Here is a 25,181-nt window from a genome sequence, read left to right on the forward strand (position 1 = left end):
ATGAAAAGCATTTGTGCAATAATTCCCGAAAAGAAACTTACTGAAGTTAACAATGCATTGCATAAAATAGGTATTTCTGGTTTGACAATTTTTGACACTAAAGGTCGTGGTAAAAATCTTCCAGAGCCTAACCAAATGGGACATTGGTTGTATTTCTCAGAATTTGGAGACAGTAACGCTCTCTTGATATTATCCAATGATTCAGATGTAGAAAAAATAATAGAAACAATCAAAGCAACTGCTGGAATTGGAAAAATCTTTGTAACTAATATAGAAGAACTAATTGACATACAAAAGAACACAAAGGGCGAAGAAGCTCTTTAATTTACAATTCTAATATTTAATTATTCTACTATGTGAATAACACTAGAAATTATTAATGTCTAAACCTTTCTAGTTGAAGAAATTATGAATCCTTAAATGTATTTTTATTTAATACGATGTAATGCGAACAAGTGATCCTAAATATAGAAAATACATGTTTGCCTTGATTGGAGTTTGTTCTGCAATTATTTTACTAGTAAATATTTAATTTTGATTTCCAACAAACTCTTTTTGTTTTTCTGGTATTTTCAATGATATTGCAAATGCACCAATAATTATTGCGATTGCAAAATACATTACTGCTACATAATCAAATAGAAATGCAATACTTCCTGCAATTACGGGACCCACAACTGTCGCAATAGATATTGTTGAACTGAAAATTCCTGTTGATGTTGAACGTGGATTATTCTCCATTAAGTGAAAGTTACCTCCAATAAATAAAAATGCCCAAGTACCTCCAACTAGTGACATAAATGGCATTGCCATCCACCAATCAGTAATTAATGCTAGTCCTACAAAAACAAAAGCAGTACATCCAATTCCAATTTTAAATTTAGTTACATTTGATAAATTAATTTTACTTGCCATGACATTCATGAGAATAAATGCAGTCAATGTATTTGCAACATATACTATTGAAATCTGATAAAGCTCTGCACCCATTCTTTCCATTAATAAAATTGGAAGAATGGTCCATACAGCTGATGCACCAATATGCCTTAGCAACAAAGAAGAAAAAAGGAATTTATTTTTTGAAATAACTTTTTTTGTTGTACCTGGAGTTAGCTCTTTTTCTTGTTGAGGATTTGGTAGTTTTATTGTAAACAAAAATCCAATTACAAATGATACTGCACTTATAATGAAAATTAATTTAAGATCATTTGCAAATCCAGCTGCCGCAATTCCTGCAAGCCAACCTAATGCATGAAATGAAATTACAGTTGCTGCTCTTTTTTTATCAATATTTGCCTCATAGGTGTATGCAATCATTGCAGGAATCATAATCCCACTTGCAATTCCTGCTGCAATTCGTACCAAAAAAAACATGCTCAGGTCTTCAGCAAAATAATGCAATCCAAATGCAATAGCACAACCAATGAAGCCTAGTCTGATGAATTTGAGCCTAGTTCCTTTCTTATCTGAATGTCTTCCAAAGTAAATTTCTGATAAAATTTGGGCAAAACTAAACGATGCTACCAAGAGCCCAATCTCAAAAATGGATTCGGTAACTCCCTTTGCAATTAAAGGCATGAAAACAAAAATAATTGAGATTCCTGCATGTTGAAAGAAGGTTGCACTACGAACTAGGTTATTCACTTGAATCTTTTGCATAAATGTAATTGAATCTAATTTTTACCTAATTTCAATATACGTGTCATTAACCTGAATCTTTGTGGATTTTTCTGAAAAGAGTTAAACTCTCCAAGAACATTTTGAAATTTAATTGTCTGCTAAAGAACCATTTAATGATGCATTAAAAAACCGTATTTTACTTTTTGATGGTGCCATGGGTACTGAGATTCAAAAATATGATCCAAAACCTGAAGACTTTCCAAATAACCAAGATGGCTTTAATGACGGTCTAGTACTTACACATCCTGAATGGATTAAACAAATACATAGAAATTATTTAGATGCAGGAGCTGATTGTATTGAAACAAATTCTTTTGGCTCAAATAAAATAAAATTAGATGAATATGGTTTTGGTGATCAAACTGTAGAATTTAACAAAAAGATAGCAAAATTAGCTTGTGAAGTTTGTGAAGAATATTCTGACAAACCTCGATATGTGATAGGTTCTATGGGCCCATCTGGATATTTACCAAGCTCAAATGATCCTGACTTGGGACAGAAACCACTTGATGAATTAAGAATTGCATTTGAGTTACAAGTTGAAGGATTGATTCTTGGAGGAGTGGATGCATTACTAATTGAAACTAGTCAGGATATCTTGGAAGTAAAACTGATAATTGAAGCATGTCATAATGCAATGGAGAAAACAGGAAAGAAAGTTCCGATTATTGCAAACACTACTTTAGATCAATACGGAAAAATGTTACTTGGAACAAATATCCAAGCAGCATATACCACGGTTTCAGATATGGGGATTGATGTTTTTGGTCTGAACTGCTCTACTGGTCCAATTGAGATGAATCCTAGTGTACAGTGGTTAAATGAGCAAAATGAACATAATTTGCTAGTTGTTCCAAATGCTGGTATGCCTGAAAATCAAGGTGGACAAGCAGTTTACAAAATGACTCCTGAAAAGATGGGTGAAGCATTAAGTGATTTTCTTAATCAGTACAAAAAAGTTCGAATAATTGGTGGCTGCTGCGGTACAAATCCTGAACACATTAAAGAACTACGAAAAGTAATTGACGAAAGAGCCAACTCTATAGAGAGTTAAGTATTTAGAAAAACTGTGGTGATTTTATAATATTGAATGTTCCTAGAGTTAGTTCTGCATTAAAGGCAGTTGAATTAAAACAAATTCCTGCACCATTAATTATTGGTGAAAGAATTAACACTCAAGGCTCACGTAAAGCCAAACAACTTGTTTTGAATGATGATTATGATGGACTAGTTGATTTAGCTCGTGCTCAAGTTGAGGATGGAGCACATTGTCTTGATGTGTGTGTTGCAACAACTGAAAGATCTGATGAATTAACATTCATGTTAAATCTTGTAAAACGATTAAGTTTAGAAATTGATGCACCTCTAGTAATTGATTCAACTGATCCTGAAGTAATAGAAGCAGCTGTAAAACAAATTCCTGGAAGACCCATAATTAATTCCATTAATCTTGAAGGTGATGGGAGTAGATTCAAAAAATTAGCACCTTTAATGGCAAAATATGGCTTACCTGCAATTGCTTTATGCATTGGGCCAAACGGAATGGCAAAGACTCCTCAGCAAAAAGTAGAAACTGCAGAATTACTTTATGAGACAGGAAAAAAATATGGTTTAAAGATTGAACAATTTATTTTTGATGTTTTAACATTTACTTTAGCTACTGGTGAGGATGAATTCCTTGATGCAGGAAAAAACACTTTAGAAGGAATACGACTAGTAAAAGAAAAATTTCCAAATTCATTTACAACATTGGGTTTAAGTAACATCAGTTTTGGGTTGGCCCCATACGCTAGAAAGATTCTCAACTCTGTATTTTTATATCATGCTGTAAAAATTGGATTGGATTCTGCAATTGTTAATGCCAAAGAAATAATTCCATATGGTGAAATTGATGATAAAGAGAAAAAATTAGCAGAAGATCTAATCTTTAATACTCATCCCAATGCATTATCTGATTTAATTTCCTATTTTGAAAAAACAGGTCCGCAAGGGACTACTGAATCTAAAAAAGTAGATGTTGATCCTTCTTGGCCTGCAGGAAAACGTGCAAATTTTAGAATCGTAAATCGCCTAAAGGATGGAATTCAAAATGATGTTGTAGCGGCAATAGCTGATAAAATTGGAAAACCTGAAATCATAAAAGATAATGATGGTATTTTGTCCCTTGATGCCCCTAAAGAATTAACACATGATGGGGCAATTAAAATTCTAAATGAAGATCTACTTCCTGCAATGAAGGAAGTTGGTGATAAGTTTGGTGCAGGGGAATTAATTTTGCCATTTGTTCTCAAATCTGCTGAATGTATGAAGGCTGCAGTTGGAGAATTAGAAAAGTATCTAGTTAAAGAAGAAGGAACTAGCAAAGGCAAATTAGTTCTGGGAACAGTTTATGGTGATGTTCATGATATTGGAAAAAATTTGGTAAAAACAATTTTTCAAAATAATGGTTATTCAGTATATGATCTAGGCAAACAAGTGCCATTACAAAAATTCATAGAAAAAATTGATGAGGTAAAACCTGACGCTATTGGATTATCTGCATTATTAGTTTCTACATCAAAACAAATGCAGTTTTTTGTAGAACATGCTAGGAAAAATAAAATGACTATTCCTATTCTTTGTGGGGGTGCTGCAATTAACAGCAACTATATCAATCGAATCGCAAAAGATGGTGGCATCTATGAACCAGGTGTTTTTTATTGTAATACTATGTTTGAAGGACTAAAAACAATGGATGTTTTAATTTCAGATGAAAAACCAAAACTTTTAGCTGATTGGAAAATAAAACTAGAAAATTGGAAAGAAAAATCTACTGCATCCATAGATCCTGACACACTTCCTAAAAGTGATATAAAACCTGTACCTGCCCCTACTCTAAAAACAATTGGAGAACCAATTCGATTAACATTAGATCAAATCAATATGGCAGAAGTTTGGACTATGATTGATAAAAAATCATTATTCAAATTATCTTGGGGGTTGAGAGGAAAGGCAGGTTCTGCATCTGAAGATGATCATGAGCAGATTCTAACAGAATGGAAGATGCGCATAATTAGAGAAAAACTATTTGAACCTCAAATTGTTTATGGTTATTTCAAATGTCATAACAAAAATAGAAAATTACTAGTAGAGAATCCGCACGGGGAGGATGTGGAATTAGAATTTCCTCGTTCTACAAAACCTGATCACCTATGTCTGACAGATTATTTTGGTGAAAATGATATTGTTGCATTTCAATCTGTAACTGTTGGGAATAAAGTAGCACAAATCATTGAACAATGGAATAAGGAAGACAAGTATACTGATGCATATTATCTGCATGGATTAGCCGTAGAAGTTGCAGAAGCTTTGGCAGAATGGGTAAATCGTAAAATAAAATCTGAAATGAATTTAGAAAAAGGTGGTTTAAGATATAGCTGGGGATTCCCCAGTTGTCCTGATGTTGCACAACATCACTTGGTATGGAAATTATTGCAACCTGAAAAGTCTGGAATGACATTAACTGAATCTGGACAGATAATTCCTGAACAATCTACTGCAGCAATAGTTGTTCATCATCCTGATGCAAAATATTTTGTTCTCTAACTATTTTTTTGCAAAAATTCATTCAAGCCATTAAAATCATTTGGAGATGTAATTAAAACATCCCCCGTCAAATCATGAATTTTTTTTACAAACTCTTTAAAATTTTGATTATAGGATGCAAAATCTAAATTCAAAAATTTTGCTGATTTATCATTTTTTTCTGAAGGAAATAAAATAATTGGAATTATTGAAAATCCTTTAAGATTATCTACAAGATTTTGAACTTGTTCTATTTTTTGAATTACTTGAGTCATGAATCCTTTGGGTTTAGCATCTAACTTTTTTGAAATTTTTGTAAAATCTGGGTTATTTGAAATGGAAAGGTACAAATCAATTTTAGAATCTATTTTTTCATCTCTTAGTCTCTTTAGTACTGTACTTGGGAATTGGCCTGAATCTGGAGTTCCAGTTTGTGATGGATCTCCCATTAGGATTAAAATTCCAGAAAAACCTACATCAATGCATTTTTTTACATATTCTGAAATCTCTTTCTCACTTTTGTCTCTAACTCTCAGACTTACAGTAATAGGAATATTTGGAATTTCTGTTTTTAGTTTTTTACCAACTTCAATTGGTGATGCTCTTTGGTGACCAAGTACATTTTCTGTAAGGTGTATTGCATCACATTTTTTTGATATGCTTTTAATTTTATCAAGAAATTTTGATACTGATTCATCCGTGTTTACTCCAGGTAAAATTTTTGGTGGATTTGCTTCGTATCTGATTGTCATATTGTCGTTTTTTGTCTCCTTGGTTAAAACCTTTGAATACCAAAACCAACAAGGACTAGTAGGAAAGATTCAAGATGAATTTAGATGAGTTAAAATCCACATTTTCTAATCCCATAAATCCTAAAATTGATTTTGATGAAAAATATCGTTTGGCATCTGTTCTAGTGGTGATTTATGGTAGTGAGCCAAGAATTGTAATGACTGAGAAACCAAAACATATGACATTTCATGCTGGTGAAATATCTTTTCCAGGAGGAAAGTTAGAAGAAGATGATCAGGATCTTCTTCACACAGCATTACGTGAGACTAGTGAAGAGATAGGCCTTGAAATTACACGAAAGCAGGTAGTTGGCCAACTAGATCCTGTTGTTACTTTGAATTCTGGATTCCTGATTTTGCCATTTGTTTCAGTTCTTGATGAAATTCCTCCACTATCTGCTAATCGTGAGGTTGAAAAAATTTTTCATATTCCTTTTGAATCATTTTTAAAAACAATGGCAAAAGATCCTGATCCTACTCATAACATCATTCAAGAGATGTATACATTTGAGTATCAGAATCAAATAGTCTGGGGAGCCTCTGCTCGAATTCTAAAACAACTTAGAAATCATCTTCAAACCTGAGATTCATTTAAAAAGAGCTCTTCGTGCCTGAAAAACTATGGCTGCTCGTAAGTCTTCTCCAAGAAAGATTCGTCTGCTTAAAAAAACAAAGCAGGCTTCACCAGTACCAGCTTGGATAATTCTCAAAACAAAGAGAGGTGTTAGAACCAATCCAAAGCGTAGAGCTTGGAGATCTACAGATGTGGAGGTAGGATAGATGTCTCAAGAATTAGAACGAGTTTATACTATCAATCTGGGTAAGGCTTTACTCTCTCAATCTCAACATAGGGCTGTTAGAGCAACAAACATGATTAAAGAATTTGCAAGACACCATATGAAAGTTGAAGATATTAAAATTGAAGAAGAGTTAGCTCATCAAGTTTGGGCTAGAGGAGTTAGAAGTCCACCAAGAAAAATTAGAGTCAGAATGAGTAAGACTGATGAAGGTTATGTTTTAGTTTCACGTTATGATGAAGAAGCAGAATCAAAAATTGCTGCTGAAAAAGACACCAAAAAAATTGATGATAAAATAAAGACTCCAGCTAAAGAAGAAAAGAAAGAAACTCCAGCTAAAGAAACACCAAAGAAAGAAACTCCAGCTAAAGAAACACCAAAGAAAGAAACTCCAGCTAAAGAAACACCAAAGAAAGAAACTCCAGCTAAAGAAACACCAAAGAAAGAAACTCCAGCTAAAGAAACACCAAAGAAAGAAACTCCAGCTAAAGAAACACCAAAGAAAGAAACTCCAGCTAAAGAAACACCAAAGAAAGAATCTTAAAAATAGTATCTTTCAAAAAATTACATTCTTAAAAAATAATTTTATTCTAATTGGTATAAATCTAGTTTACAGTCGATACTGCAGTCTGGGGTAGACCAATCAAGTGTGTCTTCTTGAGGAATCATTCCAAGTGGATCATAATTATCAAATTTGGTCATACCTTGAATTGATGATAACATTACAACTTTGGATTCATCTGCAGTAGAAGACATGTCGATCTGTGAGTTACTCTCACTAAGAATACCACTTGTCAAATTGGTAATGGAATTTAATACTCCTGCTGGAATGTTATTTCCGCCAACTACATAGATCATAGAACGTTTAACTGAGTTTGGTGGTGCGTTTCCATATAGCATTTTAAGTGAATCTCTAAGTGAATCCTCAATGTTTTGTCCTTCTTTACTAGAAGTAAGAATACTAGTTTCAGCAGTAATGTCTGATGTTCCAAGTGACTCTACAACATGCATTATTGCGCCATTTGCAATCTCATAGCAAGCCTTTGGACTCAAATCTGGATTACTTTCGAGAAGCGAGTCATTATCTAGAACTATTGTGCAATCTGAATTTGCTCTAACTCTTTTTAAAGAAACACCAGAATTGAAAATTCTATCTTTTTCATACTTGAATGGCATTATTGCAAATGAGATTAACCCTTTACCGGATTCTTTACAAATTTCTGAGACTACTGGAGCCATAGCTGAGCCTGCTTTGCCAGCTAAATTACTCATTAAAATTACTGTAGAATAGCTTGAAATCTCTTCTCTAATTTCATCGGCATTTTTGTATGTTGAGCCTCTGATTAACTGAACTGATGGATTAATTATTGAATCAGTAGACACGTGAATAGCTGGATTCTCATTGGAGAAATCTTTAGAATTGTTACTAATTTGAAGACAATCTGAATTTAGAGCCTCTTTGGATTTAATTGCTAATTTTGAGCCTACGCCACCAAGGCCAATTACTAAAACTGGTTCTTTTACATTAAAACTCATTTCAGATCCTATTTGATGATTTAGATAAAAAACCTTCTTACGTTTTTTTAATCAAATTTTAGATCTAAAAAATTTAGCTTGCGATCTTACCAATCAGGCCACTAATGGTAGCATCCGTAATTTCTACAGTATGTGATTGTCCAATGTCTACATCATTTCTTACAAAGACAGGCTTGTATGCAAAGTTTCTTCCTTTGATCCCTTCTTCAGTCTTTTCATCAAATAGAACTTTGCCTCTCCAACCGATCCACTTTTTGTTATTCTCTAGCGATATATTGTTGATCTGCTCAAAAATAATTTTACTTCTTCTTTTCACTTCTCCAACATCTACTTGTTTCCATTCAGCAGCATCTGTACCTGGTCTTGCACTGTATTTGGATAAATTGACCACATCTGGTCTTGTTTCATTTAACAAGTCGATTGTTTTTTGAAAATCATCTTCTGTCTCTGAAGGAAATCCTACTATGATGTCGGTTGAGATTGTAAAGTCAGAATATCTCTTTTTAATCCTACTTACTATGTCTCTGAATGTTCCAGCAGTGTGTCCTCGTTTCATATCATGGAGAACTTTATCGCTACCACTTTGAACTGGAATATGTAGAAATTTGAAGACTTTGGAATTATTGTAAGATTCTATCAAGTCATCTCTGATTCTGGGCATGTACATTGGATTCATCATCCCTACTCTGACCATGAAATCCTCTGGAATCTCTACTACTGCATTTACCAGAGATGGGAGATCTGTTCCAATATCAAATCCATAGCAACCATTATCTGTTGATGTTAACCATACTTCCTTACAACCCTCTTTGATTTCAGTTTTAACTTGTCTTACAATATCTCCTAATCTGTAACTAGAAAGATCCCCTTTTGATAATTTGGTTTGGCAAAATGTACATTCACTCATACACCCACTTGCAATCTCTACAATTCCAACTGCTGGATTTAGTCTGACTTTGGGAAGTCCTACTTTGGATAGATCTGAATCCTCTAATGCTATTTGCTTTTTTCCACTTAGTGCTGAATTAATTACCTGTAGAGTTTTACCTAATGAATTTGGTCCTAGTAAACTAGCATTTTCTGAGAATTTCTCAACTGTATGTTTTTCTGCCTTTGGAAGACATCCGGCAACAACTAGTGGTTTTGAATTAAGTGATTTTATTCTATGAATCATCTTGTTGGCAGTTGCATCTTTGACTGAGCATGTTACAACAATATTGAGATCTGACTCTGATGAATCTTCAACCAATGAATGCCCTCCATTTAGTATCAGTCCTGAAATCATTTCCGAATCTGCAAAACTAGCCGAACATCCATATGCTTCTACAAATATTTTTGCCATTATTTATCCAAAGAGGGCATCGATTTCTTTGTTACTCATTAATTTCTTTGAAACAACTAATTCTCTAATCGTCTTTCCTGTTTTTAGTGATTCTTTGAACAGTTCAGCAGATTTTAGATAACCAATTTTTGGAGTAAGTAATGTTACAATCACAGGACTATTTTCAATATCTTCACGTAGTTTGTTTTTGTTTGCAGTAAGTCCATCAATTAGATTTGCAGAAAATATTGGCAAAAAGTTCTTGAGCATATCTGTTGACTCTAACATACACTTTAGCATTCCAGGCAACATGACATTTAGCTCAAATTGTCCTCCTTGTGCTGCGTGTGCAACTGCGGTATCATTTCCAATTATGTTAAAACAAACCATATTCATGCATTCTGCTAATGAGGGATTTACTTTTCCTGGCATAATTGATGAACCAGCATGAACTGCAGGAATTCCAATCTCAGCTAATCCTGCTATGGGACCTGATGCCATTAATCTAATGTCATTTGCAATCTTACCAATCTCTAATGCCAAGTTTCTCAAAGCACTTGATAGATTTGCAACAGCAAACTTACTTTGTAATCCATGTTGCATGTCTTTTTCTGGTTTAAGTGAAAGTTTAGAAATTTTAGATAATTCTGTTATTGCAATTTTTCTGTAACCTTTTGGTGTATTTGCACCAGAACCAACTGCTGTTCCACCTAGTGCAACATTTTGTAATTCTTTTTGAGCAGCAACAATTTCATTTTTTGCTTTAGTAATTGATGTAGCATATGCTTCAAATTCACTCCCTAACGTTACTGGTAAAGCATCCATTAGATGGGTTCTTCCAATTTTTTTAAATGATGAAAACTGTTTTGCTTTCTTTGAAAGTGACTTTATCAAAATCTCTATTGCTGGAATTGTTTCTTTGAGATTCATCAAAATTGCAACATGCATTGCAGTTGGATAAGTGTCGTTACTAGATTGTGACATGTTTACATGATCATTAGGATGTAAGAATTCATACTGTCCTTTCTTTTTATGCAAAATTTCTAATGCAACATTTGCAATGACTTCGTTTGAATTCATGTTAAATGCTGTTCCAGCTCCGGAATTTATCATATCTACTACAAACTGATCAACAAATTTTCCACCAAGTATCTTGTCACAAGCCGAGACTATCGCTTTGCCTCTTTTTACATCAATTGCTTTAGTCTTCATATTTGCAACTGCTGCTGATCTTTTAATCATGACAAATGATTTAATCAGATTTTCGTGGCTTTTGTTTCCTGTTACATGGTATTGTTTTATTGCTCTTCCAGTAAATGCTCCATAGTATGCATCAGATGGAATTTTGACCTTGCCAAGTGAATCTTGATCCAGTCTGAATTTCATGTAGACTTTGTTGTATGGATGCCATTTATTCATTCTTTTTGGGAGATTTTCATAAATTCACAACATGGTTTCAGGGTAATTATTATATAGGAATCGCAAGTCACGGTGCATAATGAATAAGCGTGTTAGTATGCTCTTTACAATTGCAGCAGTAGCTGTAATGGGGGCAACCTTATTCGGAAGCACATACACACAAACCCAAATTGCTGGACAATCACTCGATATCAACAAAATGGATATCGATGTAATTGAGAAAATCCATCAAATGGGCGGTTTAAAGCTTGTAATGCCTGAAGCATTTGCAGAAACTGATTGTGGCGTACTAGAAGATTCTGGACGCAAGGTCGTCGAGTTTAATCTAACTGGTGAAAGTGTTGAACTTCCAATTATGGGAGGAAAAACATTCAATGCTATGACCTTTAGTGGAACAGTCCCAGGACCAACACTAAGAGTTACACAAGGAGATGTTGTCAAAATGACACTTTCAATTCCAGCTGATGAAGTTACTGGACACGGTAACGACATGCACGCATCACAAATCTCTGCTAGCGCTTTTGAGTCTGTCAATCCTGGCGAAACAGCCCAGTATTGTTACATTGCTGAAGCTGCTGGTATTTTCAAATACCATTGTTCTGGTGTCAAACTAATTGGTATGGACCAACACGTTCTTTCCGGCATGTACGGAATTGCAATCGTTGATCCAATCGATGGATACAAGAAACTAATGGTAGAGAAAACAAAAGTAGTTGACAACAAAGTAAAACTAGACAGAAAGTTCTATAGTGCAGATGCATTAGAGTTCCAACTCCAATACAATCAATTGTACCTAACACCTGAAGGTAATTATGATGCAGGAGCAATGTTCCAACATCATAACACTGCAACAGTTGTTAACGGAATGCAATTCGGTTATGTACCAAACATGGCTCATAACTTACTCGTCAATGGCGATGTAAAGAAGAACATCTTTGTTGCACAACCATGGAATGGAATTGAACACAAGCAATACCAATCACAACTCTTGTTTGTTGAAAATGATCAACACGTGAGACTCTTTATTGAAAACCAAGGTAACGAACCAGTTTTCTTCCACATTGTTGGTGAAATCTTGGACAGAGTTACTCAAGGCAATAGAGTACAATCCGCAGCAACTGAAACATGGTTACTCGGTGGCTCACAAGGAATGATTGTTGACTTGGTATTTGATGAACCAGGTGCATACGCAGCAGTAAATCATGACTATGCAGCAATTTACACTGGCGCAGCTACAGTCTTTGTAGCAGGTGATCCATTTGGCTTGAACCCAGTTCTAGTTGAGAAAGGAGTAATACCCGCACCAGTAGCATCTTATGCATATGCCTTAGGAAATCCAAGTGATGCTGTCCCACCAATGGGAAAGAACAGTATTGCTCATCCGGCATTAAACATTCATGGTTTATACACTGATGAAGTAGCTTCTGAAATGCAAGCAAGTGGCGATTATGTCGCATTATGGGAAGTAATTCCTGTAGTAGCAGAAATCCTCACTTCTTGATCTTTTAACATCTTTTTTTCTTTTTATTTTCTTAATGAATTATATGCCGTAGTTCATTTTTCTATTTTATGGGATTTGATGAATCTGTATTGATATGTGATGAAGTCGATCCTATCTTGAACAAAATTCTAGTTGATAATGGTTTGAAGGTTTCATATGAGCCAGAAATAACTAAGGAGCAAATCCTTGAAAAAATTTCAAATTTCAATATTGTGATCGTAAGAAGTAGAACTACAATTACCAAAGAAATGATTGACAAAGCTGTGAATTGTAAAATAATTGCTAGAGTTGGAGTGGGCCTAGATAATGTAGATCAAGAAGCTGCAAAAGCAAAAAACATTCGAGTAATTAATGCCGTTGAAGGCGCAATGAATGCCGTTGCTGAATTAGTTTTAGGATTAATGCTATCCCTTGCAAGACAAACAACCCGAGGTGATAGAGCAATAAGAAATGGGCAGTGGCTCAAAAAAGAACTAAAGGGAACAGAACTTAGGGGAAAATATTTGGGAATTATTGGTTTAGGTAACATTGGAAAAAGATTGGGAAGACTTGCAAGAGGTCTTAACATGAACATAATTGGATATGATGTAATTCCAATTGATGAGGAATTTTCAAAAGAAGTTGGTTTGATGAAAGCTGATTTGGATACTCTTTTGCAAAGTTCTGATTATATTTCAATTCATGTTCCATTACTGGATTCAACATACCATTTACTTGATGCACAAAAGATGTCTACCATGAAAAAAACTGCAAAGATTATCAATACTTCAAGAGGTGGTGTCGTTGATGAAGAAGCATTGTATGATGCGCTCAAAAACGGAACACTTGGAGGTGCAGCTTTGGATGTCTTTGAAAAAGAGCCTGCAACTGGAAACAAGTTAGCAGAATTAGATAATGTAATTTTAACACCTCATATTGGAGCACAAACAAAAGAGGCTCAATCATTGGCTGCAAATGTGATTGCAGAAAAGATTATTCAGATACTCCGAGGGGTCATCTGAATTTTTTCTAATAAATTCTCCATTAAGTATAAAAATAACTAAAAAACTTTCACCCATACGTGATTAATTATCGTCTAATTCTTTTTAACGTCAATTTGGAGGTTTACAAGGAGTGCTAACTAATAACCGAATGGAAAAAATACAGTCTGAAAGACTAAGATATCTTCCTAATGTCAATTCTCTTTTGAAAATATCTATTGGGTTGATTCTATTTACGATTATTTCTACAGCACTTGTTTATGCTGAGACAATATCAGTTAATGTTGATGGAACTTCCTATAATGTAGAATATTCTACAATAGGAATGACTGTATCTGCCATTGAAGCTGATACTGATTTTATTTCATTAATACTTGCAGTTGAGGTAACTGATTCTCCTGGAATTTTGGATATTACTTTTGAGAGATCTTTCTTTGATTCTATTTACGATGGATTAGATGAAGATTTTTTTGTATTGGCAGATGGTATTGAGGCCACTTTTGCAGAAATTGAAACAACTTCTACAAGTAGAACTTTAAGTATTGAATTACCATCTGGCACTGGAGAGTTAGAGATTATCGGTTCTGTTTTTGGCAGTGAGTCTACTGTTGAAGAACCAGAACCAGTAGTTGAAGAACCAGAACCAGTAGTTGAAGAACCAAAGACTGAGACACCAAAGACTGAGACACCAAAGACTGAGACACCAAAGACTGAGACACCAAAGACTGAGACACCAAAGACTGAGACACCAAAGACTCAATGTGGTCCTGGAACTATTCTAAAAGATGGTGCCTGTGTGCTTGATGAACGATGTGGTCCTGGAACTATTCTAAAAGATGGTTCATGTGTAATTGATCCTACAATGTCTTCTGATAAACCATCTCAGGGAATGGGTAGACAAATGATCATGGGTGTTGTTACAGCATTTGTGATTGCAGGAACTGTAGGACTAATTTTGGCAATAATGTCAAAAGCTAGTAAGAGCTCAAATTAATCACAAGTAAGATCTTCTGCGTTCATATTTTTATCAAAATCAAATCCTGAAATTTGAGTTGTAGTTGTGTATGGAATTATGCCTATGATCGGTGTATCTGTTCTAATCATGACAATGAGTTTGTTTGGATCCAGTCTGATATCTCCTCCATCAAACTCAAAATCAAGAGTCATGAAAATATGCTGAGCAGAAGTAAATTCAGTTGATGAAAAAACTCCTTTCTTAACTACAGATGATAGTGGATTGATAGTCATTGGGTCTATGGTAAATACCCCCATATTTTCTTCATCATAAAATGTAATTATTTCAAATTTTTGAAAACTAATCCAAAATGGTAATGTGTTGCAAAATTCCATCTCGCCATGATTGGACATTTTAAAAAAAGAAAAATCTCCAGGACTATGCCATCTATATTCTAGTTGATTAGCCCCTAAAACACTAAATCCTGAATATGCAAAAGTAGTAATGATTAATGCTATTGCAATAAATGTGATAATTGAATACTTGTTCATATTTCTTCTTTAAAGTCAGAGTAAGAAATTATTTTTTTATCTAATAGATAGTTAAACGCTTTGGCAAATTCATCATCAGAAATTCCACCTTCAATCCACCAGTAACCTACATTTTTGACCCATTCAGGAATTTTGATATCATAAACATTTGACTCATTAATGTCAAATGGTACTATGATGATGTCTGTGCTGATATATTTTTGAATTGCATCCATTAAAAATCCATCAGAAATATTTCCACTAAGCCAATTAGCTAAAATAGGTTTTATCACTTCAGGAATGCAAATTTTATTTGAATCAATTAATGTAAATTCTGCAGTGGTCTCTGAACCTGAATATTGTACATCTATGAAATATTTTCCTAATGGAAAGATTTCTTCTTGAAATGCAATTAATGATGGAATTGGATTTTTAAAATCACTTATTGAAATTGGAATTGCACTGCTTCCCTTGCCCGATTCATCTCGAATATGAATAATTGCTGGATCTCCTGTTATCTCTGATACTTCGATGGTATAGAATAATTTCTCACAATAACTGTATGTTGTTTTTTCCATAATTATTGAGACTGAAGGCTCGGCAAATACGGGTGGAATACTCATTACACTGATTATCAAAATTATGGGTAAAACTGCATTTCTTGAATTCATCTTTTACAATATCCATCATGCTCAATAAAAATCTCAAAGCAATTCTGAGGAATACTTTTTAAGAACTTGAGCCTTATCTTTATTATCGAGTTTTCTGTGGATACAAACTCTTTGAGGTGTGGATTGCGAAGATCCCACTCAAGGACATTTTAATTGATTATGGTTTTTACCACATAATCGATTTACAGTTATTAAAGGGGATTTTACTATGCCCGATATGCCTAGTCATCAAGACAAGATGTGGATCGGACTCTGGAAGGAAAATGCACCTGAACTACGTGAACGTGTCGTTGGATGGCGTAAACAAAATGCAGTTACCCGTATTGCAAAACCTAGCAGATTGGAGAGAGCTAGACGATTGGGATACAAGGCAAAACAAGGAATCATAGTTGTTAGGATGCGAGTTGGAACTGGGGGTATGAGAAAACAAAGACCTACAGGTGGTAGAAGACCAAAACATCTTGGTGTTACAAGAATTAAAGCCGATGATGATATGAAGACAGTTGCAGAGAGAAGAGTTCTTGAGCGATATCCAAATTTGAAACTTTTAGGTTCTTACTTTATCTATAAAGATGGAATGCATTATTGGTTTGAAGTAATCTTGGCAGATCCTGTTCATCCAAGAATTGCACAAGATAAAGAAATAAACAATCGAATATCTCATACTGCATAATTGAAAATTATCTTTTTAGTTTCTCTAGTATTGTTATTTACAATAACTCCTGTGTTTGCTCAACTTTTATCGGATAGTACTGGATTGGTTAATCGCCTAGATGTTGAAGTTGGTGGACACTCTTTTGAAATAGAAACTGTTTCAAATTTTGATATTACAAAATATGATTTTAGTGCAGACCAAAAGAAACTAACTCTTTACATTAACAGTGGCTTGGAAAAAAGTTTAACAGACATTCAAATCCCTAAAGAACTTTTGAGTGGGAATTTTACTTTTTTCCTAAATGATCAAGAACTATTTCCTCAAGTACGCTATAATGACAAGATTTCATTTGTGACTATGAATTTTACAGGAATTGGAAATCATACGTTGGCAATATTTGGCACTACCACTCTTAATGGATTGGATGGGATCTCTGTAAATGAAACTACTGAATCTGAAACTTTAATGGAAAATGGGAAAGATGTTGATGGTTACTTTATTGCATGGATTGCAACTGCAATCGTTATTGCTATAGCTGCAATAGTGTTAATAATTATTCTAAAAAATAGAAAATAAAAATGGATAATCCAAAAATTGCATTGATTGGAGGTTTTGTTATTGTTATTGCGTTATCTATTGCACTTGTTTTAATTTGAAACTTTAATCTTCATTTAACAATTTTTGAATCAATGCATCAATATGGCCTGATTGTCCAAATGACACATCTCTAAGAATTCCCTTCCTGTCCACTACTATTGCTGATGGAGTTCCCTGTAGTGCAAATTTTTCAAATGTTTCAGCAGAGTATTCTTTTGATTTCATGTAATCTTTGACTCTCTGAATTATTTGATTTCTATAATCTTCAGGTTGTGAATCAAATTCAGGAATTTGTGGGTAAATAAACTGCATAATTTTTTCTTGGCTTATTTCTCCTGATGTTTTTACTAGATTATCCATTCCCACAGGAAATGGAATTTTATAATTTAGTTTGTTTCCATCTTTTAGTTGTCCATACATGGAGAGGGCTTCTTTTGTTTCTCCAATCACTTCACCTGTTTCTAATAATAATTTCAAATTATCCAAAGTATTTTTATCAAAATCTTCAAAAGCAGTCGCTAAACCCAAAACTCGAACTCCCTCATCTTTGTATTTGTTGTAAAGATTGATTGCCTCAGGAATTGCATGCATAAAGCATCCAGGACAATTTACTTGAAAGACTTCAAGTAAAACAATATGATCTTTTTCTTGATCAAAATTAGTTGGTGCACCCTGAACCCATTCTGAAACTCCAAAATTTGGTGCCTTTTGCCCAATTACTGCACTCATAGTAAATTATGATATTTTTTCCATTAAATAGATAACTCCGAAATTTTTCAATTACTCTCGAGTACCCTAATATATGACACAAAAAATTTCAAAACAAATTGCAAGCAGTAACTGAAGATCGATTGGCATTACTTGCTGAGATGGAATCAAAATATGAGCAAAAAGATACAGAGTATTTTGTTTCACTTTTAGAGCATCCTGATTATGTTATTCGAACAAGGGCTACATGCATTTTAGTTGATTTTGGTGGTGAGGACAAGGTTCCGTATATTGCTAAAGTTTTGAAAAATGATGAAAATGAATTGGTTAGACATGAAGCTGCATTTTCATTAGGTCAAATGTGTTATTCAAGTTCTGTTTCTTCATTAGCTGATGCTACATTAAATGATCCTAGCATGTTTGTAAGACATGAGGCAGCAATTGCTTTGGGTGTTGTAGGAAATAAGGAAGCCAAAGAGACACTTCAAAAGGCATTAAATGATCCTGACAAACCAGTAGTTGAATCTGCCATCGTTGCATTGTCTAATATTGAATTTATGGAAAAGTTAAGTAAGAACGAAAAGTTTGCAAAATTAACGGGTGGATGAGATGAATTTTTCTTATGGAATTATAATTGCAGTTGGAATTTTAGTGGCAATTTCTTTGGGATTTATTGCAGCTGATCCTTCTGATATAATTGAGCCAAGAGTAATTCCTGTAAAAGAAAAACCAACAATGTGTACTATGGAATATGCTCCAGTATGTGGAATTGATGGAAAGACATATGGAAATATGTGTATGCTTGATGCATCTGGAGTTGAATTAATTCATGAAGGTGAATGTGGTGTTATTGATCCAATTGTAAAACCACGAGTTCAACCAGAGGACATTCCTGAACCAAAAACAGAAACTAAACCCACAATGTCTACTCCAATTCCGCCATCAACTCATACAGTTATGATTGCAGAAGGATCTGGTACTCCTGGTTGTGATGAAACTATGGAATGTTACCTGCCATACTCTGTAGATATTTTTGTTGGTGATACTGTTAAATGGGAAAATCCAGATTCAGCAGCACATACTGTAACTAGTGGAAGTCCAGCTGATGGACATGATGGGTTGTTTGATTCCAGTTTATTTATGGCTGGATCAACTTATGACTTTACATTTGAAGAAGCAGGAACCTATGATTATTTCTGTATGGTTCATCCATGGATGGTAGGAATAATTCATGTTGAGGAATCAAAAGAAATGATAGTTGAACCTGAACCAATTACTGTAAACTCGCATATTTTACCTAAAACTGCCCTTGTCGGTGAGACCCTAATAATTGAAGTTGAATTTAGAGATGATGATAACAATATTGTTGATCATGTAAATTATGATATCACTGCCACACAAGATGGAGATGTAATTTTATCTGAACCAAAATCTCATAGACATCCTGGAATGCATCCAATTCATGAAACTAACATTCTAGGCGAGTCTGAAATTGAAATTAAAGTAATTATTCAAGGATTGGGACACGGTGATGATATCACTGAACCAATTGGTGTTGAAACTGTAATGTCTGTTATTCCTAAAATGCCCGAAGTTGAGGCAGAAATTACAGAAATATTACCAACGTCATTAACAATTTCAGTTCCAGAAGGATCTGGTACTCCTGGATGTGAAGAAACAAACGAGTGCTATTTGCCCTATGAGGCAAGTATTGCAGTAGGTGGGCAAATCACATGGAGTAATGATGATTCAGCAGCACATACTGTAACTAGTGGAAATGTTAATGCTGGTCCAACAGGTGTCTTTGATTCTGGATTGTTTATGTCAGGAACAACTTATGACTTTACATTTGATGATGCAGGAACCTATGATTATTTCTGTATGGTACATCCTTGGATGACTGGCCTAATTCATGTTAGTTAAAGTGCAATAACTTTACTTCCGTTCTCCGATGATTCAAATTTGTATATTCTTTCTACCGTAGAATCATCAAAGATTTCAGAGTCATGTGTAATTATTAGAAATTGCATTGGTGTTTCCAAATTAGAAATGTCCGATAATTGGGACAATACACTAACAAGAGATTTTTTCCTTTCCGCATCCAAGTGGGTAGTTGGCTCATCTAATATCATCAAATTGAGGTTTGATGCTCCCAACAGGCTTGCCATTCCTAGTCTTAAAGCTAATGCCACGCTTACTTTTTCACCCCCGCTAAGTGATTCTAAATCTAAAACTTCATTTTTTGCAAAACATGAAATTGATATGTCTCGTGCTTTTTCTGATAGAACAATTCTTTGAATTTTAGTATTAAGTAATGTAAGGTATTCTGATGACTTAATCGATATTGTGTTTAGCGCCCATGATCTTAGACTAGTTGCAACAGGTCCATCTCTGTTAAAAATATTAGTTTGAATCTCGTCTAATTTGATTACGTATTCTTTAACGATTTTTAGCTCTGATACTGCATTTTTTATTTTTTTAATTTGTTCTTCTGCTTTCAAAATTTTTTCTGAAATTGCCCCAATTTTTTGGTCAAGTTGAGATAATTCCATTTCTTTTTCACTAATTATTTTTTTAAGATTTGCAAATTCTTTCTCATCGAATCCTTTAGTTTCAGATTCTAATTGTACTATGTTATCAAAGATCATTTTTGCATGTGAATCTAATTGTGCAATTTCTAATAAATTACCATTACCTGTTGGAGGAATTTTTTGTATGTTTTGTTTTTTAATATTTACATATTCTTGAATTTTTACTAAATCTTCTTTACTTTTAATTGAATGGGCCCTTAGAGTAGCTTCTGCATCCCTTGCATCTTGTATTTTTTTTGTAAAATCATTCTTTTTTTGAATATACATGTCTTTTTCCTTTTCTTTTAGAATTTTTTTTTCATTTAATGATGTGATTTCTTGTTTCAAATGCTCTTCTTGAAAAAGAGGGTTTAGTTTATCAACATCAGAATCGCATACAGGACATTTGTTATCTTTGAGTTGAAGTTTTGATGCTAAAGATAGTTTTTCTTTTAAAGAAATACTTTGATTGTTTATTTCCTGTATTTTTTTAAAAGTCTCTTCAATTGTTTGCTCTATTTTCTGAATTTTTACTTCTAAATCTGTTTTTTGACCTGCATTCTCAAAACATCCCTTACAGTCGTTAATTTTACGCTCATTTTCACTAATTTCATGCTGAATTTCACGTATTGCCTCCCTTGCATATGCCAAAAGTTCTTTTTTTCGTAACTCGATTTGATTGATTTTATCTATCTTTGGAGCATCTGTTTCAACTTTTTTTCTTAAATTCTCAACTTCGGTCCTTATTTTTTCTTGGTTTGATTCAAATTGATTTTTTTCAGGTTTAGATTCTGTTATGTCTTTTTCATATCTTTCTAAATCCCGTAATAGAATTTCAATATGTGTGTCGTCATAGCCAAATCTATCTTGTATTCTTTGTCGAAATTCCTTATTAATTGCCTTCATTGATTCAGATGCAACATCAAGCTTATCAATACCTATAATTGCATTAAGTAATTCTTTGAATTCTTTTGGTTTTGCATTTATTATTGCATTTAACTCTCCTTGTTGAACAATAGATGCTATCTTTAGTTTTTCAAAATTCAATCCAATTGTTTTTTCTACTTCTTCAGTCATGGATTCTCCGAATTGTTTTCTTTCTCCAGCTGCTATCTCTATTCTATCATTATCTACTATTTCAGAAAATTTAGCAGATAATGTTCCTTTGCTGTCTACTTTTCTTACTGCCTCAAACTGCTTACCTTTAATAGAAAATCCAATCTTTGCAAATCCTTGATTTGACCCACGTTTTATCAAACCCTTATTTGATTTTCTAGTATGTTGTCCAAATAATGCAAATGTTATTGCATCAATGATGCTAGATTTTCCTGCCCCATTATCTCCTACAAAAACAGTTACCCCATTTTCAAATTCTAGTTTGGTATTAGAGTGGGCTAAGAAATCACCTAACTCTACTGAAGTGATCATGTCTTTCTCTCCTTTTTGAAACTCTCAAAATTTTCAAAGATTAGTTGTGATGCCTCTTTTATTTGTCCTGTTGATAATGCTGGTAGTAATTCTCTAATGGCAAAACTCGCAATTTTTTCAGAACCTAATGTATCTACTGATAATCTAAACATCTCATCATCAATTACGTTGGGCTTATCCATGAGAACAGATGAATCTGAAATTTGATTGGTGCTTATTCTCCAAAAACATCTCAAAACTAGAGCGTTTAGGCGTGCAATTTGTGCCTGAATGTGATCTGTTTCTATGTCTTTTCCTTGTATTTTTATTTCCACTATGGGTTTTTTCTTGGATTCTGCAATTTTGCTCGAAACTTCTTCTATTGTTTTTGATAATTCTTCATATTCTGTTTTAAAAGAAAATTGCGGCCTAGTGTCTACTTGAATCCAATTTGTATTGGCTTCGGTAGTTGAGATGTCGACTTCAAAGAATCCTTTTTCTGTTTCCTTTATTCCTTCACTAGTGGTTAATTCAATTGAACCTGGATATGCTATTGGCCCATTAAGGTGATTGAAATGTTTGATGTCTTTATCATGAAGATGACCCATTGCATAATATGTAAAATTTTTTGGTAAATCTGTTGATTGAATCTCTCCGGCAAATTTGTTAAATTCAGTAACTCCTTGATGTAAAACTAAAATTTTATGTCCAGAATGATTCTGAACTGCTTTGTCTATTGCGGCAAACTTTTCTTCATATTGAGGAATTTCTGCTTTTCTGATTTTATCAAACCCTGCAATAAGAATTCCCTTGTGATCAATTGGTTTGCCTTGACCGATGTATTTTGAAAATTCTAAATTATGATAGACATACGGAATAGGTGTATTTCTAATTCTACTAATATCGTGTTCCCCTAAAATAAAAAATGAATCTATGTTATTTTGTTTTAATCTTTTTAAACCATTTCCCATTTGTACTATTGCTGTTCCACTTGGATTTGGAATGTGAAAAATATCTCCTGCAAAAATTACAAAATCAACATGATCCTTGATGGATGTGTCGATTGCTTGATTAAATACATCGTAAACGTCCTGTGCACGTTCTTCTGAACCATACTGAACTAGTCCCAAATGTGTATCTGATATGTGAGAAAATAACATTTAATCTAATAACAAATCTTTTTGAACTAATCCTTGAGTTGATTCTACTGCTACTTCTTTCATTTTATCTGCATTTGCCCAAGCATTAACTGCACTCTGATCTGCCCCCATTATCTTCTCTTTAACTTCCTCAACATGCACTAATGATGGTAGATTTGTCCATTGCCCAACTAGAATTGCATCCCCCACATTTAATGATGTTAATTGAGATATCAAATCACGGCTAGTAGACTCAGTTGCTGAGGCTATTTGACGTTGATCATCTTCCTGAATTATTTTCATAATTGCAAATGAGCCCAATTGACTTAGAACATTCAAATCTACACTTCTGGGTCTCTGAGAAACAATTCCTAACCCCAGACCAAACTTCCTTCCTTCTCTTGCTATCTTTGCTGCCCAATATTTTGCACTTGTGTCATGATCCTTTGGGATGAATACATGAGCTTCCTCAATAATAACAAAAATTGGTGAATTGAATTTGTAGAATCTTTCTTTTTTTGTTCTTCCATGCTTTGCAATACTTGCATCTTTTCTATCTTTGAGAAGTTGTTGCAAATAAAATGCCACTGCTACGTTTGCTTGTTTTTCAGATAATTCTGAAATATTCAAAATATTTGTTCGTCCTTCTTTAATGAAACTTATTGGGTCTCCCATATCAGGATCAAGAATATCTTCAAATCTTCTTTGTGCCTCTTCAACAATATCTTGAACTCTATAAGCTGAAGTTCTAATTTCTTTTAATTTCTTGTCTTCAGAATTTACAATAAAATCAATTTCAGTTTCTAATTTACTCCAAAATTCTTTTGATTCTTTAACATGTTTTGTAAAAGCCATTCTTAAGACCCGTTGTTGAACATTTGCTCCATCTCTAATCTCTAAAACTTCTGATAATTGATCTGCATCAAGTAATCTGGGATTTATTTTTGCATCAACTACATTGATTTTTGGAATGTTAAGAGATGTGTAATCATTATGATAATCAAAAATTATTACTGTTCCTTTTAATTTTGAAATTTGTTTTGTTACAAGGGAAACTAGATTACTTTTTCCCATTCCTGTCATTGCTAAAATCCCTAAATGTCTTGAAACTATTTTATCCAAATTGACTTTGGCATCAACTAATTTGTTTCTTAACAGAGTTCCAATTTTGACCCATCCCTCATTTTTAGGACTAAAAATTTCTTCAAGATCTTGTGGGGTTGGTTGAGTTATTTCTGTGCCTGGAATAGGGGGAATTGCTGGAATAATTGATTGCCCTTTTCTTAAATTTTCTAAATATCCTAAAATCCCAATATGTGCCGTGTATGTTTTGTCTCTTTTATTCATCTCTGCAATCTCTGTACTTTCTGAAGCCTCATCAAAATTTCTAACGTCTGTGAATGCTGCACTTGATACAGATGATCTCTCTACTAGTCCTAAAATTTCTCTATTCTCTGATTTTATCTTAATATATTCACCAACAGATAATGCTCTAGAAGTGATTGCTGTTACAAATGTGGGTTTTGACTCTCCTATTACAAAACCTAAACTCAACCTAATACCTCTCTTGAACCTATCTCATTACTTAATCCCAACAAACTTACCATTTTTGAAAGCTCTTTGTCGGATATTTTACAGTTGTTATGAGCTAACTTTAGTGCATATGGATATCCACCAACACTAGTTTTGAATAATTTGTTCATTACTGATTTAATATCGCTATCGTCATGCTGTGTTCCCAAAAACTCTAATTTGATAATAGGTGTTGAATCACTTAATCTAACAAAGGTTGATGAAATAACTTTGTCTGTTCCATATTTTTTTTCTACAAATATTTTACTAAAACCTGGACTGTTACTTACATGATTATAATAAAAAATATCTCCTGCCAAAGAACCTAGCTCTTCAAATTGTTTTTTAGTGTTTGATGTTTTTGCAATAAATATTACATTGTCTTTTTTCCTCATAGTTTTCACAACCAATGAATCCAGCGATGATTGTCTTGTCATAAACTGTGAATGAAGTGATCCATCCATTAAAACTAAATCCACCATGTCGACAGTTTTCTCACAAGCTTCAATTTCCATCTTGCTTGCTATTCTTGAAAGATCAGTATCTGAGCCTAATCCTGAATCATGCAAATCCACTAGTATCTCTCCATCTGATTTAATTGAAACTGCAGTTGTTGCCCAAAGCTCTATTCCTTGAAATTTTGTGTTGTTAAAACTACTATCAATTCCTGCTGTAACTACTTCTTCTTTGCTAGGCGTAAATTCTACCCAATTCTCTCGTGCTTTTTGTATAATTTGCTCAAATTTAGGCCCTTTGAGAATTGATAACATTTTCTCTCTATTGATAAT

At 33.7% G+C, this 25,181-nt stretch carries 25 protein-coding genes; 13 read left to right on the forward strand and 12 right to left on the reverse strand.

What is annotated here, in order from left to right:
• A complete protein-coding gene (locus ACX119_RS02830; protein WP_459351629.1) occupies nt 1-324 on the forward strand; it encodes a P-II family nitrogen regulator in 324 nt (107 codons plus the stop codon).
• A gap of 204 nt (nt 325-528) precedes the next feature.
• On the opposite strand, the gene ACX119_RS02835 is transcribed toward ACX119_RS02830, so the two are convergent.
• Nucleotides 529-1,659 (reverse strand): MFS transporter, encoded by a 1,131-nt coding sequence (locus ACX119_RS02835; protein WP_459351630.1) that lies wholly within the window; start codon nt 1,657-1,659, stop codon nt 529-531.
• Nucleotides 1,660-1,771: 112 nt separating this feature from the next.
• On the opposite strand from ACX119_RS02835, the gene ACX119_RS02840 reads away from it, so the two are divergent.
• Together ACX119_RS02840 and ACX119_RS02845 are read left to right on the forward strand one after the other, a co-directional pair.
• Nucleotides 1,772-2,734: a homocysteine S-methyltransferase family protein gene (locus ACX119_RS02840; RefSeq protein WP_459351631.1), complete on the forward strand. Its 963-nt coding sequence runs from the start codon at nt 1,772-1,774 to the stop codon at nt 2,732-2,734.
• 32 nt (nt 2,735-2,766) lie between these two features.
• Nucleotides 2,767-5,265, forward strand: coding sequence for a methionine synthase (locus ACX119_RS02845; protein ID WP_459351632.1), 2,499 nt, complete (start codon nt 2,767-2,769; stop codon nt 5,263-5,265).
• Here the strand turns inward: ACX119_RS02845 and ACX119_RS02850 are convergent.
• The gene (locus ACX119_RS02850; RefSeq protein WP_459351633.1) at nt 5,262-5,996 is read right to left on the reverse strand and encodes a methylenetetrahydrofolate reductase; all 735 of its coding nucleotides are present in this window, start codon (nt 5,994-5,996) and stop codon (nt 5,262-5,264) included. The genes ACX119_RS02845 and ACX119_RS02850 overlap by 4 nt on opposite strands.
• Nucleotides 5,997-6,070: 74 nt before the next feature.
• On the opposite strand from ACX119_RS02850, the gene ACX119_RS02855 reads away from it, so the two are divergent.
• Genes ACX119_RS02855 through ACX119_RS02865 form a run of 3 tightly spaced genes read left to right on the forward strand, consistent with a single transcriptional unit; the run spans nt 6,071 to nt 7,376 of the window.
• Nucleotides 6,071-6,619 (forward strand): NUDIX hydrolase, encoded by a 549-nt coding sequence (locus tag ACX119_RS02855; protein WP_297592948.1) that lies wholly within the window; start codon nt 6,071-6,073, stop codon nt 6,617-6,619.
• A gap of 37 nt (nt 6,620-6,656) precedes the next feature.
• Complete coding sequence (locus ACX119_RS02860; protein ID WP_297592946.1) at nt 6,657-6,815, forward strand: 50S ribosomal protein L39e; 159 nt, start codon at nt 6,657-6,659, stop codon at nt 6,813-6,815.
• Nucleotides 6,816-7,376 carry a 50S ribosomal protein L31e gene (locus ACX119_RS02865; protein ID WP_459351634.1) on the forward strand — a complete coding sequence of 187 codons (561 nt, stop codon included), beginning with the start codon at nt 6,816-6,818 and terminating at the stop codon, nt 7,374-7,376.
• A 41-nt stretch (nt 7,377-7,417) separates the two neighbouring features.
• Here the strand turns inward: ACX119_RS02865 and ACX119_RS02870 are convergent, their stop codons facing one another.
• From ACX119_RS02870 to ACX119_RS02880, 3 genes are all read right to left on the reverse strand, one after another.
• Nucleotides 7,418-8,368: a cell division protein FtsZ gene (locus ACX119_RS02870; RefSeq protein ID WP_459351635.1), complete on the reverse strand. Its 951-nt coding sequence runs from the start codon at nt 8,366-8,368 to the stop codon at nt 7,418-7,420.
• A 73-nt stretch (nt 8,369-8,441) separates the two neighbouring features.
• Entirely contained in the window at nt 8,442-9,710 is a 1,269-nt protein-coding gene (locus ACX119_RS02875; protein ID WP_459351636.1) for a tRNA (N(6)-L-threonylcarbamoyladenosine(37)-C(2))-methylthiotransferase, read from the reverse strand.
• 3 nt (nt 9,711-9,713) lie between these two features.
• A complete protein-coding gene (locus tag ACX119_RS02880; protein ID WP_459351637.1) occupies nt 9,714-11,075 on the reverse strand; it encodes an aspartate ammonia-lyase in 1,362 nt (453 codons plus the stop codon).
• A gap of 130 nt (nt 11,076-11,205) precedes the next feature.
• Here ACX119_RS02880 and ACX119_RS02885 point away from each other — a divergent pair, with 130 nt between their 5' ends.
• From ACX119_RS02885 to ACX119_RS02895, 3 genes are all read left to right on the forward strand, one after another.
• Nucleotides 11,206-12,609, forward strand: a complete 1,404-nt coding sequence (locus tag ACX119_RS02885) for a multicopper oxidase domain-containing protein (protein WP_459351986.1) — start codon at nt 11,206-11,208, stop codon at nt 12,607-12,609.
• 68 nt (nt 12,610-12,677) lie between these two features.
• The gene (locus ACX119_RS02890) at nt 12,678-13,610 is read left to right on the forward strand and encodes a D-2-hydroxyacid dehydrogenase (RefSeq protein ID WP_459351638.1); all 933 of its coding nucleotides are present in this window, start codon (nt 12,678-12,680) and stop codon (nt 13,608-13,610) included.
• A gap of 112 nt (nt 13,611-13,722) precedes the next feature.
• Entirely contained in the window at nt 13,723-14,583 is an 861-nt protein-coding gene (locus tag ACX119_RS02895; RefSeq protein WP_459351639.1) for a hypothetical protein, read from the forward strand.
• Here ACX119_RS02895 and ACX119_RS02900 read toward each other — a convergent pair.
• Entirely contained in the window at nt 14,580-15,095 is a 516-nt protein-coding gene (locus tag ACX119_RS02900; protein ID WP_459351640.1) for a thr operon leader peptide, read from the reverse strand. The genes ACX119_RS02895 and ACX119_RS02900 overlap by 4 nt on opposite strands.
• Complete coding sequence (locus tag ACX119_RS02905) at nt 15,092-15,745, reverse strand: hypothetical protein (protein ID WP_459351641.1); 654 nt, start codon at nt 15,743-15,745, stop codon at nt 15,092-15,094. Before ACX119_RS02905 ends, ACX119_RS02900 begins: the two co-directional genes overlap by 4 nt.
• A 217-nt stretch (nt 15,746-15,962) precedes the next feature.
• Here ACX119_RS02905 and ACX119_RS02910 point away from each other — a divergent pair, with 217 nt between their 5' ends.
• Together ACX119_RS02910 and ACX119_RS02915 are read left to right on the forward strand one after the other, a co-directional pair.
• Complete coding sequence (locus tag ACX119_RS02910; RefSeq protein WP_459351987.1) at nt 15,963-16,418, forward strand: 50S ribosomal protein L15e; 456 nt, start codon at nt 15,963-15,965, stop codon at nt 16,416-16,418.
• A gap of 30 nt (nt 16,419-16,448) precedes the next feature.
• A complete protein-coding gene (locus tag ACX119_RS02915; protein WP_459351642.1) occupies nt 16,449-16,976 on the forward strand; it encodes a hypothetical protein in 528 nt (175 codons plus the stop codon).
• An 84-nt stretch (nt 16,977-17,060) separates the two neighbouring features.
• Here ACX119_RS02915 and ACX119_RS02920 read toward each other — a convergent pair whose 3' ends face one another.
• A complete protein-coding gene (locus ACX119_RS02920; RefSeq protein ID WP_459351643.1) occupies nt 17,061-17,726 on the reverse strand; it encodes a thioredoxin domain-containing protein in 666 nt (221 codons plus the stop codon).
• Nucleotides 17,727-17,824: 98 nt separating this feature from the next.
• Between ACX119_RS02920 and ACX119_RS02925 the strand changes: the two genes are divergently transcribed.
• Both ACX119_RS02925 and ACX119_RS02930 read left to right on the forward strand, forming a co-directional pair.
• Complete coding sequence (locus ACX119_RS02925) at nt 17,825-18,313, forward strand: HEAT repeat domain-containing protein (protein ID WP_459351644.1); 489 nt, start codon at nt 17,825-17,827, stop codon at nt 18,311-18,313.
• A gap of 1 nt (nt 18,314) precedes the next feature.
• On the forward strand, nt 18,315-19,628 hold the full coding sequence (locus tag ACX119_RS02930) for a plastocyanin/azurin family copper-binding protein (RefSeq protein WP_459351645.1): 1,314 nt from the start codon (nt 18,315-18,317) through the stop codon (nt 19,626-19,628).
• On the opposite strand, the gene ACX119_RS02935 is transcribed toward ACX119_RS02930, so the two are convergent.
• Genes ACX119_RS02935 through ACX119_RS02950 form a run of 4 tightly spaced genes read right to left on the reverse strand, consistent with a single transcriptional unit; the run spans nt 19,625 to nt 25,163 of the window.
• Complete coding sequence (locus ACX119_RS02935; RefSeq protein WP_459351646.1) at nt 19,625-21,703, reverse strand: AAA family ATPase; 2,079 nt, start codon at nt 21,701-21,703, stop codon at nt 19,625-19,627. The genes ACX119_RS02930 and ACX119_RS02935 overlap by 4 nt on opposite strands.
• Nucleotides 21,700-22,842 (reverse strand): metallophosphoesterase, encoded by a 1,143-nt coding sequence (locus ACX119_RS02940; protein ID WP_459351647.1) that lies wholly within the window; start codon nt 22,840-22,842, stop codon nt 21,700-21,702. The genes ACX119_RS02935 and ACX119_RS02940 overlap by 4 nt, the downstream gene beginning before the upstream one ends.
• Nucleotides 22,843-24,375, reverse strand: coding sequence for a helicase HerA domain-containing protein (locus tag ACX119_RS02945; protein WP_459351648.1), 1,533 nt, complete (start codon nt 24,373-24,375; stop codon nt 22,843-22,845). It abuts the gene before it with no gap.
• Entirely contained in the window at nt 24,372-25,163 is a 792-nt protein-coding gene (locus ACX119_RS02950) for a DNA double-strand break repair nuclease NurA (RefSeq protein ID WP_459351988.1), read from the reverse strand. The genes ACX119_RS02945 and ACX119_RS02950 overlap by 4 nt, the downstream gene beginning before the upstream one ends.
• Between the last annotated feature and the right edge of the window lie 18 nt (nt 25,164-25,181).

The sequence above is a fragment of the Nitrosopumilus sp. S4 genome, from assembly GCF_054515835.1.

What these genes read in the sequence shown, in the direction of transcription:
- ACX119_RS02830 (WP_459351629.1), top strand. Translation starts at nt 1, where the DNA reads ATGAAAAGCATTTGTGCAATAATTCCCGAAAAGAAACTTACTGAAGTT.
- ACX119_RS02835 (WP_459351630.1), bottom strand. Translation starts at nt 1,659, where the DNA reads ATGCAAAAGATTCAAGTGAATAACCTAGTTCGTAGTGCAACCTTCTTT.
- ACX119_RS02850 (WP_459351633.1), bottom strand. Translation starts at nt 5,996, where the DNA reads ATGACAATCAGATACGAAGCAAATCCACCAAAAATTTTACCTGGAGTA.
- ACX119_RS02855 (WP_297592948.1), top strand. Translation starts at nt 6,071, where the DNA reads ATGAATTTAGATGAGTTAAAATCCACATTTTCTAATCCCATAAATCCT.
- ACX119_RS02860 (WP_297592946.1), top strand. Translation starts at nt 6,657, where the DNA reads ATGGCTGCTCGTAAGTCTTCTCCAAGAAAGATTCGTCTGCTTAAAAAA.
- ACX119_RS02865 (WP_459351634.1), top strand. Translation starts at nt 6,816, where the DNA reads ATGTCTCAAGAATTAGAACGAGTTTATACTATCAATCTGGGTAAGGCT.
- ACX119_RS02870 (WP_459351635.1), bottom strand. Translation starts at nt 8,368, where the DNA reads ATGAGTTTTAATGTAAAAGAACCAGTTTTAGTAATTGGCCTTGGTGGC.
- ACX119_RS02875 (WP_459351636.1), bottom strand. Translation starts at nt 9,710, where the DNA reads ATGGCAAAAATATTTGTAGAAGCATATGGATGTTCGGCTAGTTTTGCA.
- ACX119_RS02880 (WP_459351637.1), bottom strand. Translation starts at nt 11,075, where the DNA reads ATGAAATTCAGACTGGATCAAGATTCACTTGGCAAGGTCAAAATTCCA.
- ACX119_RS02885 (WP_459351986.1), top strand. Translation starts at nt 11,206, where the DNA reads ATGCTCTTTACAATTGCAGCAGTAGCTGTAATGGGGGCAACCTTATTC.
- ACX119_RS02890 (WP_459351638.1), top strand. Translation starts at nt 12,678, where the DNA reads ATGGGATTTGATGAATCTGTATTGATATGTGATGAAGTCGATCCTATC.
- ACX119_RS02900 (WP_459351640.1), bottom strand. Translation starts at nt 15,095, where the DNA reads ATGAACAAGTATTCAATTATCACATTTATTGCAATAGCATTAATCATT.
- ACX119_RS02905 (WP_459351641.1), bottom strand. Translation starts at nt 15,745, where the DNA reads ATGAATTCAAGAAATGCAGTTTTACCCATAATTTTGATAATCAGTGTA.
- ACX119_RS02910 (WP_459351987.1), top strand. Translation starts at nt 15,963, where the DNA reads ATGCCTAGTCATCAAGACAAGATGTGGATCGGACTCTGGAAGGAAAAT.
- ACX119_RS02920 (WP_459351643.1), bottom strand. Translation starts at nt 17,726, where the DNA reads ATGAGTGCAGTAATTGGGCAAAAGGCACCAAATTTTGGAGTTTCAGAA.
- ACX119_RS02930 (WP_459351645.1), top strand. Translation starts at nt 18,315, where the DNA reads ATGAATTTTTCTTATGGAATTATAATTGCAGTTGGAATTTTAGTGGCA.
- ACX119_RS02935 (WP_459351646.1), bottom strand. Translation starts at nt 21,703, where the DNA reads ATGATCACTTCAGTAGAGTTAGGTGATTTCTTAGCCCACTCTAATACC.
- ACX119_RS02940 (WP_459351647.1), bottom strand. Translation starts at nt 22,842, where the DNA reads ATGTTATTTTCTCACATATCAGATACACATTTGGGACTAGTTCAGTAT.
- ACX119_RS02950 (WP_459351988.1), bottom strand. Translation starts at nt 25,163, where the DNA reads ATGTTATCAATTCTCAAAGGGCCTAAATTTGAGCAAATTATACAAAAA.